Consider the following 17,497-nt stretch of genomic DNA (forward strand, 5'->3'; position numbering starts at 1 on the left):
TTTCGTTGGGAAAAGCCCGCAAAACAGGGCATTTGCCGGAGCGTCGATAAAAGGCCCCAGGGTTTTTCCTGATCAAAATGAAAAAGCTTATTCTTTTGTCGTGAAACCTGCTTGACACCCCCGCACGAACGCCGTAGTTAGCCGCTCAACGAACAGCCGAGGCTGGTTCGTACGGCGGAACCAAGGTTCTGTCCGTCAGGATAAGCGGGTGTAGCTCAGTTGGTTAGAGTGCCGGCCTGTCACGCCGGAGGTCGCGGGTTCGAGCCCCGTCACTCGCGCCATCCTGTTCCTCGGAAAAAAACGCAGATGAATGTCTGTGGAGCGCGGGTGTAGCTCAGTCGGTTAGAGTGCCGGCCTGTCACGCCGGAGGTCGCGGGTTCGAGCCCCGTCACTCGCGCCATTTCTCCTTCTTGAAATGTCTCCATCTGAACAATCGATGCGCGGTCTACGCGGCTTTGTCTTCAGCGATTCAGGTCTCTGATTCCAGCCGTTTCCCGCGGGATTTTTCCTGCTTTTATTAGTCAAGTTTCGATTTCCCGATATCGTCACTTCGCCAACGTTTGGGCGTAAAAATCGCGTGACTTTTTTGCGGTTGCGTCCTTCAATCGATTATTATTGTATTTGAGGGGCTTAGGCCGGAAATGTGGCCCAAATTTGCGTCATTTCCGGCAATATTGTTGCCAATCAATGCGGCAGGTGTCTTGAAATGGTGCCTAAACTCTTGCAGAGAGGGCGCGGCTGCGCTAACCACTTTGGCGTTGCAACATATTTGTCCGCTCTTTGAGACTAAGGTCACAAAGGCAGGCCCGGCACCCGGCCGGGCAGGGAAGAGACCATGACTGAACTCCTCAGTTCCTACATTCCGATCGCAATATTCATCGGTATCGCTCTTGTCATCGGCCTGGCGCTTCTGATTGCGCCTTTCGCTGTCGCTTACAAGGCGCCGGACCCGGAAAAGCTCTCCGCTTTCGAGTGCGGTTTCAACGCCTTCGACGATGCCCGCATGAAGTTCGATATCCGCTTTTATCTGGTGTCGATTCTGTTCATCATCTTTGACCTTGAAGTCGCGTTCCTGTTCCCATGGGCGGTGTCTTTCGGTGAGATGGGCTGGTTCGGTTTCTGGTCGATGATGGTGTTCCTCCTCGTTCTCACCATCGGCTTTATCTATGAGTGGAAGAAGGGAGCGCTGGAATGGGCATGAGCCAGAACAACAGCACGCTCGTCGCGCCGCAGCCGAAGGGGATCATCGATCCCTCGACCGGCAAGCCGGTTGGCAGCAACGATGCCTACTTCACGGAAATCAACGACGAGCTGGCCGATAAGGGCTTCCTCGTAACCTCGACTGACGAACTGATCACCTGGGCCCGTACCGGCTCGCTGATGTGGATGCAGTTCGGTCTCGCCTGCTGCGCCGTCGAAGGACTGATGCAGGCTTCCGGTCCGCGTTATGACATGGAGCGCTTCGGTGTCGCCCCGCGCGCCTCGCCGCGCCAGTCGGACGTGATGATCGTCGCTGGCACGCTGACCAACAAGATGGCTCCGGCTCTGCGTAAGGTCTATGACCAGATGCCGGAACCGCGTTACGTCATCTCCATGGGTTCCTGCGCCAATGGCGGCGGTTACTACCATTATTCCTACGCCGTCGTGCGCGGCTGCGATCGCGTCGTGCCGGTGGATATCTACGTTCCGGGCTGTCCCCCCACGGCTGAAGCGCTGCTTTACGGCGTGCTTCTGCTGCAGAAAAAGATCCGGCGTACCGGTACGATCGAGCGCTAAGGGCAAAGGACGGATTTAGAATGAGCGAAGCTCTCAACGATCTTGCTGCTTACGTTAAGGAAGCGCGCGGTTCACTCGTGGTGTCGGCCGATATCGCCTATGGCGAGCTGACGCTGAACACGACGCCTGAAAGCGTAATCGCGCTTCTGACCTTCCTGCGCGACGATGTGCAGTGCGGATTCGTCAATATCATCGATATCTGCGGTGTTGACTGGCCGCAGCGCGAAAAGCGTTTCGATGTCGTTTATCACCTGCTGTCGCCGCGCCAGAATCTGCGCGTCCGCGTCAAGCTGCAGGTGGAGGAGGACGAGGGCGTTCCTTCTGCGACCTCCGTCTACATGGGTGCGGAATGGTTCGAGCGTGAAGCTTGGGACATGTATGGCATTCCGTTTGAGGGCCATGCGGACCTTCGCCGCATTCTCACCGATTACGGTTTCGAAGGCCACCCGCTGCGCAAGGATTTCCCGGTTACCGGGTTTGTTGAAGTGCGTTACGATGACGTTCTGAAGCGCGTGCTTTATGAGCCGGTCGAGCTGAAGCAGGAATTCCGTAACTTCGACTTCCTTTCCCCTTGGGAAGGGACCGATTACGTTCTTCCTGGCGACGAAAAGGCCAAGCAATGAGCCAGGTCTCCGCGACAGAGCATGGGCAATGTCTTTGCGGCGCCGTCGGCCTTGAGGCCGTCATCGGCGCCCGCGAATTCGGCGTTTGCCATTGCTCCATGTGCCGCCGCTGGTCCGGCGGCGCGTTTCTGGCTGTCGAATGCGCTGATATCTCCGTCGAAAACGAAGAGAGCCTCGGCGTCTATTCCTCGTCGGAGTGGGGCGAGCGCTGCTTCTGCAAGAATTGCGGCAGCACGCTGATGTGGCGTTCCAAGGATGGCAAGCATTTTGCCGTGTCGCTGCAGGCTTTTGACAACCCTTCCAGTTTCAGGTTCGCGTCGCAGATTTTTACGGATGAAAAGCCTTCGAGCTATTCCTTCGCTGAGATCACGCAGAACATGACCGGCCCCGAATTCATCGCCATGATCACCTCGGCGGAGCACTAGAATGACTGAGCATAACGTCCGCAACTTCACGATCAACTTCGGTCCGGAACATCCCTCCGCGCACGGCGTGCTGCGTCTGGTTCTGGAACTGGACGGCGAAATCGTCGAGCGCGTTGATCCGCATATCGGTCTTCTGCATCGCGGAACCGAAAAGCTGATCGAGACGAAGACCTATCTGCAGGCCGTTCCTTACTTCGATCGTCTCGACTACGTCGCGCCGATGAACCAGGAGCACGCTTTCGCGCTCGCCGTCGAAAAGCTGCTCGGCCTCGAAATCCCGATGCGCGGCCAGCTGATCCGCGTTCTCTATTCGGAAATCGGCCGCATCCTCTCGCACATCATGAACGTGACCACGCAGGCCATGGACGTGGGCGCGATGACGCCGCCGGTCTGGGGCTTCGAAGAGCGCGAAAAGCTGATGGTGTTTTATGAGCGCGCCTGTGGCGCGCGCATGCACTCGGCCTATTTCCGCCCGGGCGGCGTTCACCAGGACCTGCCGCCGGAACTGGTTGACGATATCGGCAAGTGGTGCGATCCCTTCATCACCGTCCTCGACAATATCGAGGGCCTCCTGACGGATAACCGCATCTATAAGCAGCGTAACGTCGATATCGGCGTCGTCTCGCTGGAAGATGCCTTTGCCTGGGGCTTTACGGGCGTGATGGTGCGTGGTTCCGGCGCTGCCTGGGATTTGCGTCGTTCGCAGCCTTATGAGTGCTATTCCGATCTGGAATTCGACATCCCTGTTGGCAAGAACGGCGACTGCTATGATCGTTACCTGATCCGCATGCAGGAAATGCGCGAATCCGTGAAGATCATGAAGCAGTGCGTCGAGCTTTTGTCCGGCAAGCACCGCATCGGCCCGGTCTCCTCGCTGGATGGCAAGGTGGTTCCGCCCAAGCGCGGTGAGATGAAGCGTTCGATGGAAGCGCTGATCCACCACTTCAAGCTCTACACCGAAGGTTACCACGTTCCCGCTGGCGAAGTTTACGCCGCCGTCGAAGCGCCAAAGGGCGAGTTCGGCGTCTATGTGGTTGCCGATGGTTCCAACAAGCCTTACCGCTGCAAGATCCGCGCTCCGGGCTATGCCCATCTGCAGGCCATGGATTTTCTGTGCAAGGGCCATCAGCTTGCCGACGTTACAGCCGTGCTCGGCTCTCTCGACATCGTGTTCGGGGAGGTCGACCGCTGATGCGTCTGCCGCTGGCCATTTCGGCTTTTCTCGCAGCGATGACGGCACCCGTTCTTGCCCAGACGGCAACGGACGAGGGTGCTGTAGCGCTGTCGAGCGGCGGCTCTTCGACCATCAAGCAGCTTCTGTCGTCGGGATACGAGATCAAGGCCTCGGTTCCCAATGGCAGCAAGTTCATTGTGTTCATGCAAAAAGACAAGGCGGCTTATGCCTGCGAATTCGTCACGGTGGCGAGATCGCGGTGTGAGACGTTAAACTGAAAAGGCGTGAGGAAGTATGTCCGTTCGTCGACTAGCCGAAGATCAGTTCCAGCCCGTGGCATTTGCCTTCAACGCGGAAAACACCGCATGGGCGGAAAAGACGATCAAGAAATATCCCGAGGGACGCCAGCAATCAGCGGTCATCCCGCTGCTCATGCGTGCCCAGGAGCAGGATGGCTGGGTTACCCGCGCCGCCATCGAAAAAGTCGCAGACATGCTGGACATGGCCTATATCCGTGTTCTTGAAGTTGCGACCTTCTATACGCAGTTCCAGCTGAAGCCGGTCGGCACGCGTGCCCACGTTCAGGTCTGCGGCACCACGCCCTGCATGCTGCGCGGCTCCGAAGCGCTGATGGATGTCTGCCGCAAGAAGATCCATCACGATCCGCTGCACACCAATGAGAGCGGCACGCTTTCCTGGGAAGAGGTGGAATGTCAGGGCGCCTGCGTCAACGCGCCGATGGTCATCATCTTCAAGGATGCCTATGAAGACCTGACGCCCGAGCGTCTGGAAGAGATCATCGATGCTTTCGAGGCAGGCAAGGGCGACACCGTTAACACCGGTCCCCAGATCGACCGTCACCAGTCCGTCCCCGTTGGCGGCCTGACGACGCTGACGGAAGAGATCAAGCCTGACCGTTCCAATCTCGACAAGCCGGCTGAAGTGCCAGCGGATGCCGCACAGGTTCCGCCGTCCAACGCCGCCAAGCCGAAGACGGATGCGCCGGAAACCGATCCGAAGCTGAAGACGCCGGCCAACGAGCCCAAGGCTGCTGCTGAAAACGCAAAGGCTGGCGAAAAGGAATCGGTCGGCAAGGAAGCGGCAGCATCAAAGCCGTCGCTGGATTCCGCGGATCGTCCGGCAGGCATCGAAAAGCCAGCTGCCCCTGATGACCTGAAGCTCATTTCCGGCGTCGGCCCCAAGATTGAGGGTACGCTGAACGAGCTCGGCATCTTCACCTATGCGCAGATCGCCGGCTGGAAGCAGGCCGAATGCGACTGGGTCGATGGATATCTGAATTTCAAGGGCCGTATCGGCCGTGATGACTGGGTCAAGCAGGCCGAGGCGCTCGCCAAGGGTGGCGAAGCCGAGTATATCAGGGTCTTCGGCAAGAAGCCGCGGTAAGAGGTGAAGCATGTTAAAAGATCAGGATCGCATCTTTACCAATCTCTACGGCCTCAAGGACAAGTCCCTGAAAGGCGTGCTGGCGCGCGGCCACTGGGACGGCACCAAGCAGATCATCGAAAAGGGCCGTGACTGGATCATCAACGAGATGAAGGCTTCGGGCCTTCGCGGTCGCGGCGGCGCTGGCTTCCCGACGGGTCTCAAGTGGTCCTTCATGCCGAAGGAAAATGACGGCCGTCCGCATTATCTCGTCGTTAACGCCGATGAATCCGAGCCCGGCACCTGCAAGGACCGCGAAATCCTGCGCAACGATCCGCACACGCTGATCGAAGGCTGCGTGATCGCCGGTTTCGCCATGGGCGCGCACACCGCTTACATCTATGTTCGCGGCGAATATATGCGCGAACGTGAGGCTCTTCAGGCGGCCATCGACGAATGTTACGATGCCGGTCTGCTCGGCGGTAACAACAAGAATGGCTGGGATTTCGACATCTACGTGCATCACGGCGCGGGCGCTTACATCTGCGGCGAAGAGACGGCACTGCTCGAAAGCCTGGAAGGCAAAAAGGGCCAGCCGCGTCTGAAGCCGCCGTTCCCGGCCAATATGGGTCTTTATGGCTGCCCGACGACCGTCAACAACGTTGAATCGATCGCGGTTGCCCCGACCATTCTGCGCCGCGGCGCTGCCTGGTTCTCGTCCATCGGCCGTCCCAACAACGTTGGCACCAAGTTGTTCATGGTCTCCGGCCATGTCGAGCGTCCCTGCACTTTCGAAGACGCGCTCGGCCTGTCCTTCCGCGAACTGATCGAACACCATTGCGGTGGCATTCGCGGCGGCTGGGACAATCTGCTCGGCGTCATCCCCGGCGGCGCATCGTGCCCCATCGTTCGCGGTGAGGACATGAAGGACGCCATCATGGATTTCGACGGCATGCGCGAAGTGAAATCCTCCTTCGGCACAGGCGGCATGATCGTCATGGACAAGTCCACCGACGTCATCAAGGCGATCGCTCGCATCGCGGCCTTCTTCAAGCACGAAAGCTGCGGCCAGTGCACGCCGTGCCGTGAAGGCACGGGCTGGATGTGGCGCGTGCTGGAGCGCATGGTCAAGGGCAATGCGCAGAAGCGCGAAATCGACATGCTGTTCGAAGTGACGAAGCAGATCGAAGGCCACACCATCTGTGCGCTCGGCGACGCCGCCGCATGGCCGGTACAGGCGCTGATCCGCAATTTCCGTCCGGAAATCGAAAAGCGCATCGACCAATATACCTACAGGGCCATGGATGATGGCGCTGTTCTGGAAGCCGCTGAATAAGCACCAAGGCTTCGGGCGGAGCCGGAGATTTCCGGCCTCGCGACACCATGAAGCGCCTGGCAGACATCATCAGTGCCGGGCGTGATTAAGGATTTGTTGCGGACCGTGTGAGACATGGGACGAACAGGCAACAGGACGTAAGTAGAACCATGGCAAAGCTCAAGGTTGACGGTAAAGAGATCGAGGTTCCGGATCATTTCACGCTGTTGCAGGCGTGCGAGGAGGCTGGCGCCGAAGTTCCGCGCTTTTGTTTTCATGAGCGCTTGTCGGTCGCGGGTAACTGCCGCATGTGTCTCATCGAGGTAAAGGGCGGACCGCCGAAGCCGGCCGCTTCCTGCGCCATGGGCGTGCGCGACGTTCGCGGCGGCCCGAACGGCGAATTGCCTGAGGTTTTCACCAACACGCCGATGGTCAAGAAGGCACGCGAAGGCGTGATGGAATTCCTGCTCATCAACCACCCGCTGGATTGCCCGATCTGCGACCAGGGCGGCGAATGCGACCTGCAGGACCAGGCCATGGCCTTCGGTATCGCCGGTTCCCGTTATGCGGAAAACAAGCGCGCGGTTGAAGACAAATACATCGGACCGCTCGTCAAGACGGTCATGAACCGCTGCATCCACTGCACGCGCTGCGTCCGTTTCACCACGGAAGTGGCTGGCATTGCCGAACTCGGCCTCATCGGCCGTGGCGAAGATGCCGAAATCACCACCTATCTCGAGCAGGCGATGACCTCGGAGCTGCAGGGCAACGTCGTTGACCTTTGCCCCGTCGGCGCGCTCACCTCCAAGCCTTTCGCCTTCACGGCCCGTCCGTGGGAACTGAACAAGACCGAAACCATCGACGTGATGGATGCGCTCGGTTCGGCCATCCGCGTCGATACCCGCGGCCGCGAAGTCATGCGTGTCATGCCGCGTGTCAACGAGGCCATCAACGAAGAGTGGATTTCCGACAAGAGCCGCTTCATCTGGGATGGCCTGAAGACTCAGCGCCTCGACCGGCCTTACGTCCGCAAGGATGGCCGCCTGCAGCCCGCAACCTGGGGCGAAGCCTTCAGTGCGATCAAGCAGGCTGTGGCTGCGACCTCAGGCAACAAGATCGGCGCGATTGCCGGCGATCTGTCGTCTGTCGAAGAAATGTTCGCGCTGAAGTCGCTTCTCGCGTCGCTCGGCTCGGCCAATGTTGATTGCCGCCAGGATGGCGCAGCGCTTGACCCGTCGCTCGGCCGCGCCAGCTACCTGTTCAATTCCACCATCGAAGGTATCGAACAGGCGGACGCCCTGCTGATCGTTGGCTCCAACCCGCGTTACGAAGCAGCTGTCCTCAACGCCCGCATCCGCAAGCGCTGGCGTCGCGGCGGTTTCCCGATCGGTGTTATCGGTGAAGCCGGTGAGCTGCGTTACAATTACGAATATCTCGGCTCGGGCGCTGAAACACTGTCCGATCTCGCCAATGGTTCGCACAGCTTCGTTGACAAGCTGAAGTCCGCCAAGAATCCGCTGATCATCATCGGTCAGGGCGCATTGTCCCGTGCTGATGGCGCTGCCGTTCTTGCCGCCGCTGCCAAGCTCGCCACCTCCGTCGGCGCTGTCACCGAAGAGTGGAATGGCTTCTCGGTCCTGCACACTGCCGCTGCCCGCGTTGGTGGTCTCGATATCGGCTTCGTGCCGGGTGAGGGCGGTGTTGCTGCAGCCGACATGGTCGCCTCGATGGATGTTCTCTTCCTGCTCGGCGCCGATGAACTCGACCTGTCGAACAAGGGCGCGAAGTTCGCCGTCTATATTGGCAGCCATGGCGATCAGGGTGCAATGAACGCCGACGTCATCCTTCCGGGTGCGGCCTATACGGAGAAGTCCGGTATCTGGGTCAACACCGAAGGCCGCGTCCAGCTTGGCAACCGTGCCGGTTTCGCACCGGGCGAGGCCCGCGAAGACTGGGCGATCCTGCGTGCGCTGTCCGACGTCCTCGGCAAGAAGCTGCCGTTCGATTCGCTGTCCGCCCTGCGCGGCCAGCTCTACGTCGCTCATCCGCATCTGGCGGAAACCGACGAGATCGTTGCCGGCAAGGCTTCGGATATCGAGGCTCTGGCTGCTAAAACCGGCTCGCTCGTGAAGTCGGCGTTTGCTTCGCCGGTAAAAGACTTTTATTTGACGAACCCGATTGCGCGCGCCTCTGCCGTCATGGCCGAGTGCTCCGCATTGGCCCGCAACAATTTCCAGGCTGCGGCAGAGTAAGGGTAGGGGATTATGGAATCGTTTTTCTGGAGCTACGTCTGGCCCGCGCTGATCATGGTCGGCCAGTCCCTGCTGCTTCTCGTTTGCCTTCTGGTGGCCATCGCCTTCCTGCTGCTTGCAGACCGCAAGGTCTGGGCGGCCGTACAGCTGCGCCGTGGTCCGAACGTCGTTGGTCCCTTCGGTCTTTTCCAGTCCTTCGCTGACCTCTTGAAGTTCATCCTGAAGGAGCCCGTCATTCCGGCCGGCGCCAACAAGGCGGTCTTCCTGCTGGCGCCGCTGGTTGCCGTGACGCTGGCGCTCGCCACCTATGCCGTCATTCCCTTCAATGAAGGCTGGGTCGTCGCGAATATCAATGTCGGCATTCTCTACATCTTCGCGATCTCGTCGCTTGAAGTGTACGGCATCATCATGGGCGGCTGGGCTTCGAACTCGAAATATCCGTTCCTCGGCGCGCTGCGTTCGGCGGCACAGATGGTGTCCTACGAAGTCTCGATCGGTCTCGTCATCGTCACCGTTCTGCTTTGCGTTGGTTCGCTGAACCTCACGGATATCGTTCTGGCGCAGCGTACCGGCCTCGGCACCATGCTCGGCTTGCCGGCATCGTTCCTTGACTGGCACTGGCTGTCGCTGTTCCCGATGTTCATCGTGTTCTTCATTTCGGGTCTCGCCGAAACCAACCGTCCGCCCTTCGACCTTCCGGAAGCGGAATCGGAACTGGTTGCCGGTCACATGGTGGAATATGGCTCCACGCCGTACATGATGTTCATGCTCGGTGAATATGCTGCGATCGTTCTGATCTGCTGCCTGACGACCATCCTGTTCCTTGGCGGCTGGCTGCCGATCGTCGATGTATGGTTCCTGAACTGGGTGCCGGGCATCGTCTGGTTCGCCATCAAGGGCTGCATGGTATTCTTCATGTTCGCTCTGGTGAAGGCCTTCGTTCCGCGTTACCGCTATGACCAGCTCATGCGCCTTGGCTGGAAGGTGTTCCTGCCGCTGTCGCTCGCCATGGTCGTTATTGTTGCATTCGTATTGAAGCTGACGGGGTGGGCCGGTTGATGTCTGAACTCCTCGCTCAAAGATCTGGAGACTGAGATGGCAAGCCTCTCCCAAGCCGTCAACTCGCTGTTCCTCAAGGAATTCGTCGGCGCGATCTTCCTGACCATGCGTCACTTCTTCAAGCAGAAGGCGACGATCAACTATCCTTTCGAGAAGGGTCCGGTGTCGCCGCGCTTCCGTGGTGAACATGCTCTGCGCCGCTACCCGAACGGTGAAGAACGCTGCATCGCCTGCAAGCTGTGTGAAGCGATCTGTCCTGCTCAGGCGATCACCATCGAAGCCGGCCCGCGTCGCAACGACGGCACCCGCCGCACGGTGCGTTACGATATCGACATGGTGAAGTGCATCTATTGCGGCTTCTGCCAGGAAGCCTGCCCGGTGGACGCCATCGTTGAAGGCCCGAACTTCGAATTCGCGACGGAAACCCGCGAAGAGCTTTATTTCGACAAGCAGAAGCTTCTCGACAATGGCGACCGCTGGGAGCGTGAAATCGCGCGCAACCTCGCACTGGATGCACCTTACCGTTAAGGTGCAACCGTCTTTCCGGGGAGCAACCCCGGAGAGCGATGAAAAGTAAAATGCCTGCGCGGTTTTCGCCGGCGGGGACGAAACGGGCGAGGGGGCTTCCGGCCATTTCTCCCGATGAGGACAAGAAGGCACCAAAATGGGTCTGCACGCTGTATTCTTTTATATATTCGCTTTCGTCGCCGTGGCGTCTGCGTTCATGGTCATCGCATCGAAGAACCCTGTTCATTCGGTGCTGTTTCTGATCCTGACCTTCTTCAACGCAGCTGCGCTGTTCCTGCTGACGGGAGCCGAATTCCTCGGCATGATCCTGCTGGTGGTTTATGTCGGCGCCGTGGCGGTGCTCTTCCTCTTCGTCGTCATGATGCTGGATGTGGATTTCGCCGAGCTTCGCTCCGGCGTGCTGCAATATGCGCCTGTTGGCGCGCTGATCGGCGTCATTCTTGCGGCTGAGCTGATCGTCGTCGTGGGCGGCAGCGTGCTCAACCCGCAGGCGGCCAAGTCCATCACCATGCCGATCCCGCCGGTTGCCGAACGCACCAATACGGCGGCGCTCGGTGACGTGCTTTATACCAATTACGTCTACTTCTTCCAGCTCGCCGGCCTCGTGCTGCTGGTGGCCATGATCGGCGCCATCGTGCTGACGCTGCGTCATCGCACCGACATCAAGCGGCAGGACATTGCCACGCAGGTCGGCCGTGACCCCAAGACCGCGGTTACCACGGTCAAGGTCAAGCCGGGCCAGGGCATCTGAGGCGCGAACGGATCCAAGGAAACAGAATATGGAAATCGGTCTTTCCCACTACCTGACGGTCAGCGCGATCCTCTTCACGATCGGCGTCTTCGGCATCTTCCTCAACCGGAAGAACGTCATCGTCATCCTGATGTCGATCGAACTCATTTTGCTCGCGGTCAACATCAACATGGTGGCCTTCTCGGCATTCCTGAACGATATCGTCGGCCAGGTCTTCGCCCTGTTCATTCTGACCGTTGCAGCCGCTGAAGCGGCGATCGGTCTTGCAATACTCGTTGTCTTCTACCGCAACCGCGGATCGATCGCCGTGGAAGACGTCAATATGATGAAGGGCTGATAAGGCTATGATCTACAAGGCTATCGTCTTTCTTCCACTGATCGGCTTCCTGATTGCGGGCCTCTTCGGCCGCTCCATCGGCGCCAAGGCATCGGAATATGTCACCACCGGTCTGATGATCGTGGTTGCCATCCTGTCCTGGATCGTGTTCTTCAATGTCGCACTCGCCCATGGCGAGCCGGGCGAGGTGATCAAGGTCACCGTGCTGCGCTGGATCCAGTCGGGCGGTATCGACGTCGAATGGGCGTTCCGCATCGACACGCTGACGGCCGTCATGTTCGTCGTGGTCAACACCGTCTCGACGCTGGTGCACCTCTATTCGATCGGATACATGCACCACGATCCGCATCGTCCGCGCTTCTTCGCCTATCTCTCGCTTTTCACCTTCGCAATGCTGATGCTGGTGACTTCCGACAACCTGCTGCAGATGTTCTTCGGCTGGGAAGGCGTGGGTCTGGCGTCCTATCTGCTGATCGGCTTCTGGTTCAAGAAGCCGTCCGCATCGGCTGCCGCGATGAAGGCCTTCATCGTCAACCGCGTCGGTGACTTCGGCTTCATCCTCGGCATCTCCGGCGTCTTCGTGCTGTTCGGCTCGATCAACTTCGAAACCATCTTTGCTGCCGCCGGCACTTATCTGCCGGCTGAGGGCGCTGCCTCGACCGAAACCGTCATCAACCTGTTCGGCATGCAGCTGGACAAGGCCAACGCGATGACGGGCGTCTGCCTGCTGCTCTTCATGGGCGCCATGGGTAAATCGGCGCAGTTCCTGCTGCACACCTGGCTGCCGGACGCGATGGAAGGCCCAACCCCGGTTTCGGCGCTTATTCATGCCGCAACCATGGTTACTGCCGGCGTCTTCCTCGTCGCCCGCATGTCGCCGCTGTTTGAACTCTCGCATGATGCCTTGACCGTCGTGACGCTGATCGGAGCGATCACCGCCTTCTTCGCGGCGACCGTCGGTCTGGTGCAGAACGACATCAAGCGCGTTATCGCCTATTCGACCTGCTCGCAGCTCGGTTACATGTTCGTGGCGCTCGGCGTCGGTGCTTACGGTGCTGCCGTGTTCCACCTCTTCACGCACGCCTTCTTCAAGGCCCTGCTGTTCTTGTGCGCCGGCTCTGTTATCCATGCCGTCGATGGCGAGCAGGACATGCGTTACATGGGCGGTCTGCGCAAGCATATCCCCATCACCTTCTGGACCATGACTGTCGGCACGCTGGCGCTGACCGGCGTTGGTATCCCGGGAACGATGATCGGTTTTGCCGGCTTCTTTTCCAAGGACGTCATCATCGAATCCGCTTATGCCTCGCATTCGGTTCTGTCCGGTTTCGCCTTCACGCTGCTGGTCATCGCCGCGCTGTTCACCAGCTTCTACTCTTGGCGTCTCGCCTTCATGACCTTCTTCGGCAAGCCGCGTGCGTCTGCCGACGTCATGCACCATGTGCATGAATCGCCGATGGTCATGCTGATCCCGCTCTTCATCCTTACCGTTGGCGCGATCTTCGCCGGCGTTGCCTTCGAAGGTTACTTCTTCGGCCACGAATATGCCGAATTCTGGAAGGGCGCTCTCTTCACGCTCCCGGAAAACGAGATCCTCGAAGAGTTCCACCATGTTCCGCTGTGGGTGAAATGGAGCCCGTTCTTCGCCATGGCCCTTGGTTTCGTGACCGCCTGGTACATGTACATCAAGTCGCCTGAGACGCCGAAGCGTCTGGCCGAGACCCATCGTGGCCTTTACCAGTTCCTTCTCAACAAGTGGTATTTCGACGAACTCTATGACTTCCTCTTCGTTCGTTCCGCGAAGGCGCTCGGCCGCTTCCTGTGGAAGAAGGGCGACGTTGCCGTCATCGACCACTATGGACCCAACGGCATTGCAGCGCGTGTGGTTGACGTGACCAACCGCATGGTCCGCCTGCAATCCGGTTACCTCTATCATTATGCCTTTGCGATGCTGATCGGCATCGCGGCGCTTGTCACCTGGATGATGCTCGGGAGTGCCCTCTGATGACCGATTGGCCCATTCTTTCAACGGTCACCTTTCTGCCGCTCGTCGGCGTGGTGCTCCTGCTTCTGACGAATGAGAACGGCCCCTATGGTCGCCGCAACATTCTCAATGTCTCGCTGCTGACGACCGTTTTCACTTTCATCGTGTCGCTGTTCATCTGGATCGGTTTCGACAATTCGAACCCCGGCTTCCAGATGGTCGAGAAGCATGAATGGTTCGGCAACATCGCCGCCTATCATCTCGGCGTCGATGGCATCTCCATGCTCTTCGTTATCCTCACCACTTTCCTCATGCCTTTCTGCGTGCTGGCAAGCTGGGATTCGGTCGAGAAGCGCATCAAGGAATACATGATCGCCTTCCTGCTGCTGGAAGTTGTCATGATCGGCGTCTTCGTGGCGCTGGATACCGTTCTCTTCTACGTCTTCTTCGAAGCGACGCTGATCCCGATGTTCATCATCATCGGCGTCTGGGGCGGCAAGGATCGCGTTTACGCCTCCTACAAGTTCTTCCTCTACACGCTGCTCGGCTCGGTTCTGACCATGCTCGCGATCATGGCCATGTACTGGCAGGCCGGCACGACCGATATGACGGAACTGCTGAAATACGGCTTCCCGGCCGGCATGCAGACCTGGCTGTGGCTCGCCTGTTTTGCCGCCTTCTCGGTCAAGATGCCGATGTGGCCGGTGCACACCTGGCTGCCGGATGCCCACGTTCAGGCCCCGACCGCAGGTTCGGTCATTCTGGCTGGCGTCATGCTGAAGCTCGGCGGTTACGGTTTCATCCGCTTCTCGCTGTCGATGTTCCCGCTGGCGTCGGACTATTTCGCACCTTTCGTCTTTACGCTGTCGGTTCTCGCCATCATCTACACCTCGCTGGTGGCGATGATGCAGGACGACATCAAGAAGCTGATTGCCTACTCATCTGTTGCCCACATGGGTTACGTGACCATGGGTATCTTCGCCGCCAACGTTCAGGGCGTGCAGGGCGCGATCTTCCAGATGCTGTCGCACGGTATCGTCTCGGGCGCGCTCTTCCTCTGCGTCGGCGTTGTTTACGACCGTCTGCATACCCGCGAAATCGCGGCCTATGGCGGTCTCGTCAACAACATGCCGAAATATGCGGTCGCCTTCATGATCTTCACCATGGCCAATGTCGGTCTGCCCGGCACATCAGGCTTCATCGGTGAATTCCTGACGCTGGTCGGTGTCTTCCGCGCCAACACGCTGGTTGCGCTGTTTGCCGCAACCGGTGTCATTCTCTCGGCCGCTTATGCGCTGTGGCTTTATCGCCGCGTGATCTTCGGTGCGCTGGAGAAGGAAAGCCTGAAGAGCCTGCTCGATCTCTCGGCCCGCGAAAAGGTCATCCTTTATCCGCTGGTTGTGCTGACCATCTTCTTCGGCGTCTATCCGGCTCCGGTGTTCGATGCGACAGCCGCATCGGTCGATCTTCTGGTAAACAACTATACGGCTGCATTGCAGGCGGCGCAAAATGTTGCGCTCACTATGAATTGACGACAGGACCCGTTGGACATGACCGCTGAAATCCTTTTTGCCAGTCTGCACATTGCGACGCCCGAGCTGATCCTTGCGGTCGGCGCGCTGGCGCTGCTCATGATTGGCGTCTTCTCGGGCGACAAGTCGACAACGACGGTCACCGGCCTTGCCGTTGCCCTCCTGCTCGTCGTCGGTCTCTGGATCATCTTTGCCCCCGCATCGGGTGTTGCTTTCGGCGGTGTCTACATCGCCGATGCCTTCGGTAATTTCATGAAGGTGCTGGCGCTGATCGGCTCCATCACCGCCATGATCCTGGCCGTTGGCCAGGGACGCTTCGAACCGATCGGCCGTTTCGAATATCCGGTGCTGCTGGTTCTCGCGACGCTCGGCATCCTGCTGATGATCTCGGCCAATAACCTGATCTCGCTCTACATGGCGCTGGAACTGCAGTCGCTGGCGCTTTACGTCGTCTGCGCCATCAACCGCGAGAGCCTGCGTTCTACGGAAGCGGGCCTGAAATACTTCGTTCTCGGTGCGCTCTCTTCCGGCATGCTGCTTTACGGCATGTCGCTGGTCTACGGCTTCACCGGCAATACCGGCTTCACGGAAATTGCCCAGGTTCTGGCCTCGGAAACCCGTTCGCTCGGTCTCGTTTTCGGTCTGGTCTTCGTGCTGGCCGGTCTGGCATTCAAGATTTCCGCCGTTCCGTTCCACATGTGGACGCCGGACGTTTATGAAGGCGCGCCGACCCCGGTTACGGCCTTCCTCTCGGCAGCACCGAAGATCGGCGCCATGGCGATCCTCGTTCGCATCGTCATCGAGGCGTTCCAGCCGGTCTTTGCCGACTGGCAGCAGATCGTCGTCTTCATCTCCATTGCGTCCATGCTGCTCGGTTCCTTCGCCGCAATCGGCCAGAAGAACATCAAGCGCCTGATGGCCTATTCCTCCATCGGTCACATGGGTTATGCGCTGGTCGGTCTTGCTGCTGGCACGCAGGCTGGTGTTGCTGGCGTTATCCTTTACATGGCCGTCTACATGGTCATGACGCTTGGCACCTTCGCCTGCATCCTCGCCATGCGCCGCAAGGAAATCGGCAATGTCGAGAATGTCGAAGATCTCGCCGGTCTTTCGTCTTCCAATCCCTTCATGGCGGTTGTGCTGACGATCCTGATGTTCTCGCTTGCCGGCATTCCGCCGCTCGCCGGCTTCTTCGGCAAGTACTACGTGTTCCTGGCCGCCATCGAAGCGAAGCTTTATCCGCTCGCCATCATCGGTGTGATCGGTTCGGTTGTCGGCGCTTATTATTACATCCGCGTCGTCAAGGTCATGTGGTTTGATGAAGCCAAGGACAAGTTCGAGCGTCCGTCGGGCGAACTCAAAGTGGTTTATGCGCTGTCGGCCTTCTTCACCGTCGCCTTCATCGTCTTCGGCGGTGCACTTGGCAACGCGGTCACTGCTGCGGCGAAGACCTTCTTTTGAGCAGTACACGAAGGAATACGGGCCGGATGTCCATCGACGATATCAGGCACGAGGCGATGGCGGAAACGCCATCGACCAATCTGGAATGTTTCGCCCGGGCGCGGGCGGGTGATGGCGGCAACCTGTGGGTTACCGCCATCCGCCAGACCGGCGGCCGGGGCCGCCGTGGGCGTCCCTGGGTGTCGGAGCCCGGCAATCTCTACGCTTCCCTTCTTCTGATCGATCCCGCGCCGATTGAGCGCATCGGCTCCCTGCCGCTCGCTTTTGCGCTCGCGGTCTATCGCGCCATTCGCGCGGTTTTGCCGCCGGGTGGTGAGGCTCTTGAGATCAAATGGCCAAATGACGTGCTGATCGGCCGCCGCAAGACCTGCGGCATTCTGATGGAAGCCGAGCTTTTGCCTGACGGCCGGCGCGCCATCGTCATCGGCATTGGTATCAATATCGCCCATAAACCTGATAATCCGCTTTATCCCGTTACGATGCTGTCGGAACATGGTGCGTCTTGCTCGCCCGAGGAACTGTTTGCCCATCTCTTCCGTGAAACGGCCGAGGTTCTGAGGGAATGGGATGAGGGCAGGGGCGTATCCGCCATCATCGCCAGCTGGCGGGCAGCGGCCTGCGGCATTGGCGAACATATCACCGTCAATTTCCCGGATCGTTCGATCGGCGGGCGTTTTGTCGGAATTGATGATAATGGTTATCTGCTGCTGGATGAGGACGAGGGCGCAAGACGCTCCATTGCCGCTGGCGACGTGTTTTTCGGATGAGGTGCACGGTGCGGGTAAAAAACCCGCGCCGAACCGGATCCCATAGGTTGGAGCTTTCCTGCAGCTCATGAAATGCAGGGTGACAAACCGGCTCCGCATCGGCCCGGTCGATCAGATGGTTCAAGAGGTC

The 17,497-nt window shown here is 59.1% G+C and carries 17 protein-coding genes and 2 tRNA genes; all 19 read left to right on the plus strand.

What is annotated here, in order from left to right; all coding sequences use genetic code 11:
* Positions 1-204: 204 nt before the first annotated feature.
* The 19 genes from BTN45_RS04615 to BTN45_RS04705 all read left to right on the plus strand — a co-directional run bounded on the left by BTN45_RS04615 (position 205) and on the right by BTN45_RS04705 (position 17,367).
* Positions 205-281 (plus strand) — tRNA-Asp (locus BTN45_RS04615).
* 42 nt (positions 282-323) lie between these two features.
* A tRNA-Asp gene (locus BTN45_RS04620) sits at positions 324-400 on the plus strand.
* A 435-nt stretch (positions 401-835) separates the two neighbouring features.
* Positions 836-1,201, plus strand: a complete 366-nt coding sequence (locus BTN45_RS04625; protein WP_003496469.1) for an NADH-quinone oxidoreductase subunit A — start codon at positions 836-838, stop codon at positions 1,199-1,201.
* A complete protein-coding gene (locus BTN45_RS04630; protein ID WP_003496467.1) occupies positions 1,192-1,776 on the plus strand; it encodes an NADH-quinone oxidoreductase subunit B in 585 nt (194 codons plus the stop codon). Before BTN45_RS04625 ends, BTN45_RS04630 begins: the two co-directional genes overlap by 10 nt.
* A gap of 20 nt (positions 1,777-1,796) precedes the next feature.
* Complete coding sequence (locus BTN45_RS04635; protein ID WP_004441311.1) at positions 1,797-2,399, plus strand: NADH-quinone oxidoreductase subunit C; 603 nt, start codon at positions 1,797-1,799, stop codon at positions 2,397-2,399.
* Positions 2,396-2,824 (plus strand): GFA family protein, encoded by a 429-nt coding sequence (locus BTN45_RS04640; RefSeq protein WP_004441314.1) that lies wholly within the window; start codon positions 2,396-2,398, stop codon positions 2,822-2,824. The genes BTN45_RS04635 and BTN45_RS04640 overlap by 4 nt, the downstream gene beginning before the upstream one ends.
* Position 2,825: 1 nt before the next feature.
* Positions 2,826-4,016, plus strand: coding sequence for an NADH-quinone oxidoreductase subunit D (locus BTN45_RS04645; protein WP_004441317.1), 1,191 nt, complete (start codon positions 2,826-2,828; stop codon positions 4,014-4,016).
* The gene (locus tag BTN45_RS04650) at positions 4,016-4,276 is read left to right on the plus strand and encodes a hypothetical protein (protein WP_207589104.1); all 261 of its coding nucleotides are present in this window, start codon (positions 4,016-4,018) and stop codon (positions 4,274-4,276) included. The genes BTN45_RS04645 and BTN45_RS04650 overlap by 1 nt, the downstream gene beginning before the upstream one ends.
* A 16-nt stretch (positions 4,277-4,292) precedes the next feature.
* Positions 4,293-5,402, plus strand: a complete 1,110-nt coding sequence (locus BTN45_RS04655; protein ID WP_207589105.1) for an NADH-quinone oxidoreductase subunit E — start codon at positions 4,293-4,295, stop codon at positions 5,400-5,402.
* Positions 5,403-5,412: 10 nt separating this feature from the next.
* The gene (gene nuoF / locus BTN45_RS04660) at positions 5,413-6,717 is read left to right on the plus strand and encodes an NADH-quinone oxidoreductase subunit NuoF (RefSeq protein ID WP_004441321.1); all 1,305 of its coding nucleotides are present in this window, start codon (positions 5,413-5,415) and stop codon (positions 6,715-6,717) included.
* Between the two features lie 149 nt (positions 6,718-6,866).
* The gene (gene nuoG, locus BTN45_RS04665) at positions 6,867-8,948 is read left to right on the plus strand and encodes an NADH-quinone oxidoreductase subunit NuoG (protein WP_207589106.1); all 2,082 of its coding nucleotides are present in this window, start codon (positions 6,867-6,869) and stop codon (positions 8,946-8,948) included.
* 12 nt (positions 8,949-8,960) lie between these two features.
* Positions 8,961-10,007 (plus strand): NADH-quinone oxidoreductase subunit NuoH, encoded by a 1,047-nt coding sequence (nuoH, locus tag BTN45_RS04670; protein ID WP_004441324.1) that lies wholly within the window; start codon positions 8,961-8,963, stop codon positions 10,005-10,007.
* 36 nt (positions 10,008-10,043) lie between these two features.
* On the plus strand, positions 10,044-10,535 hold the full coding sequence (nuoI, locus tag BTN45_RS04675; RefSeq protein ID WP_004441327.1) for an NADH-quinone oxidoreductase subunit NuoI: 492 nt from the start codon (positions 10,044-10,046) through the stop codon (positions 10,533-10,535).
* A gap of 136 nt (positions 10,536-10,671) precedes the next feature.
* Entirely contained in the window at positions 10,672-11,286 is a 615-nt protein-coding gene (locus BTN45_RS04680; protein WP_004441329.1) for an NADH-quinone oxidoreductase subunit J, read from the plus strand.
* A gap of 28 nt (positions 11,287-11,314) precedes the next feature.
* Positions 11,315-11,623 carry an NADH-quinone oxidoreductase subunit NuoK gene (nuoK, locus tag BTN45_RS04685; RefSeq protein ID WP_003521516.1) on the plus strand — a complete coding sequence of 103 codons (309 nt, stop codon included), beginning with the start codon at positions 11,315-11,317 and terminating at the stop codon, positions 11,621-11,623.
* Between the two features lie 7 nt (positions 11,624-11,630).
* A complete protein-coding gene (gene nuoL / locus BTN45_RS04690; protein ID WP_004441331.1) occupies positions 11,631-13,628 on the plus strand; it encodes an NADH-quinone oxidoreductase subunit L in 1,998 nt (665 codons plus the stop codon).
* Positions 13,628-15,139, plus strand: coding sequence for an NADH-quinone oxidoreductase subunit M (locus BTN45_RS04695; RefSeq protein ID WP_112554958.1), 1,512 nt, complete (start codon positions 13,628-13,630; stop codon positions 15,137-15,139). The genes nuoL and BTN45_RS04695 overlap by 1 nt, the downstream gene beginning before the upstream one ends.
* Before the next feature lie 18 nt (positions 15,140-15,157).
* Positions 15,158-16,600, plus strand: a complete 1,443-nt coding sequence (nuoN, locus tag BTN45_RS04700) for an NADH-quinone oxidoreductase subunit NuoN (protein ID WP_006697996.1) — start codon at positions 15,158-15,160, stop codon at positions 16,598-16,600.
* A gap of 26 nt (positions 16,601-16,626) precedes the next feature.
* A complete protein-coding gene (locus BTN45_RS04705; RefSeq protein ID WP_207589111.1) occupies positions 16,627-17,367 on the plus strand; it encodes a biotin--[acetyl-CoA-carboxylase] ligase in 741 nt (246 codons plus the stop codon).
* Positions 17,368-17,497: the final 130 nt, after the last annotated feature.

The sequence above is a fragment of the Rhizobium sp. ZX09 genome (assembly GCF_017357485.1).
GTDB classification, from domain to species: Bacteria; Pseudomonadota; Alphaproteobacteria; order Rhizobiales; family Rhizobiaceae; genus Agrobacterium; species Agrobacterium pusense.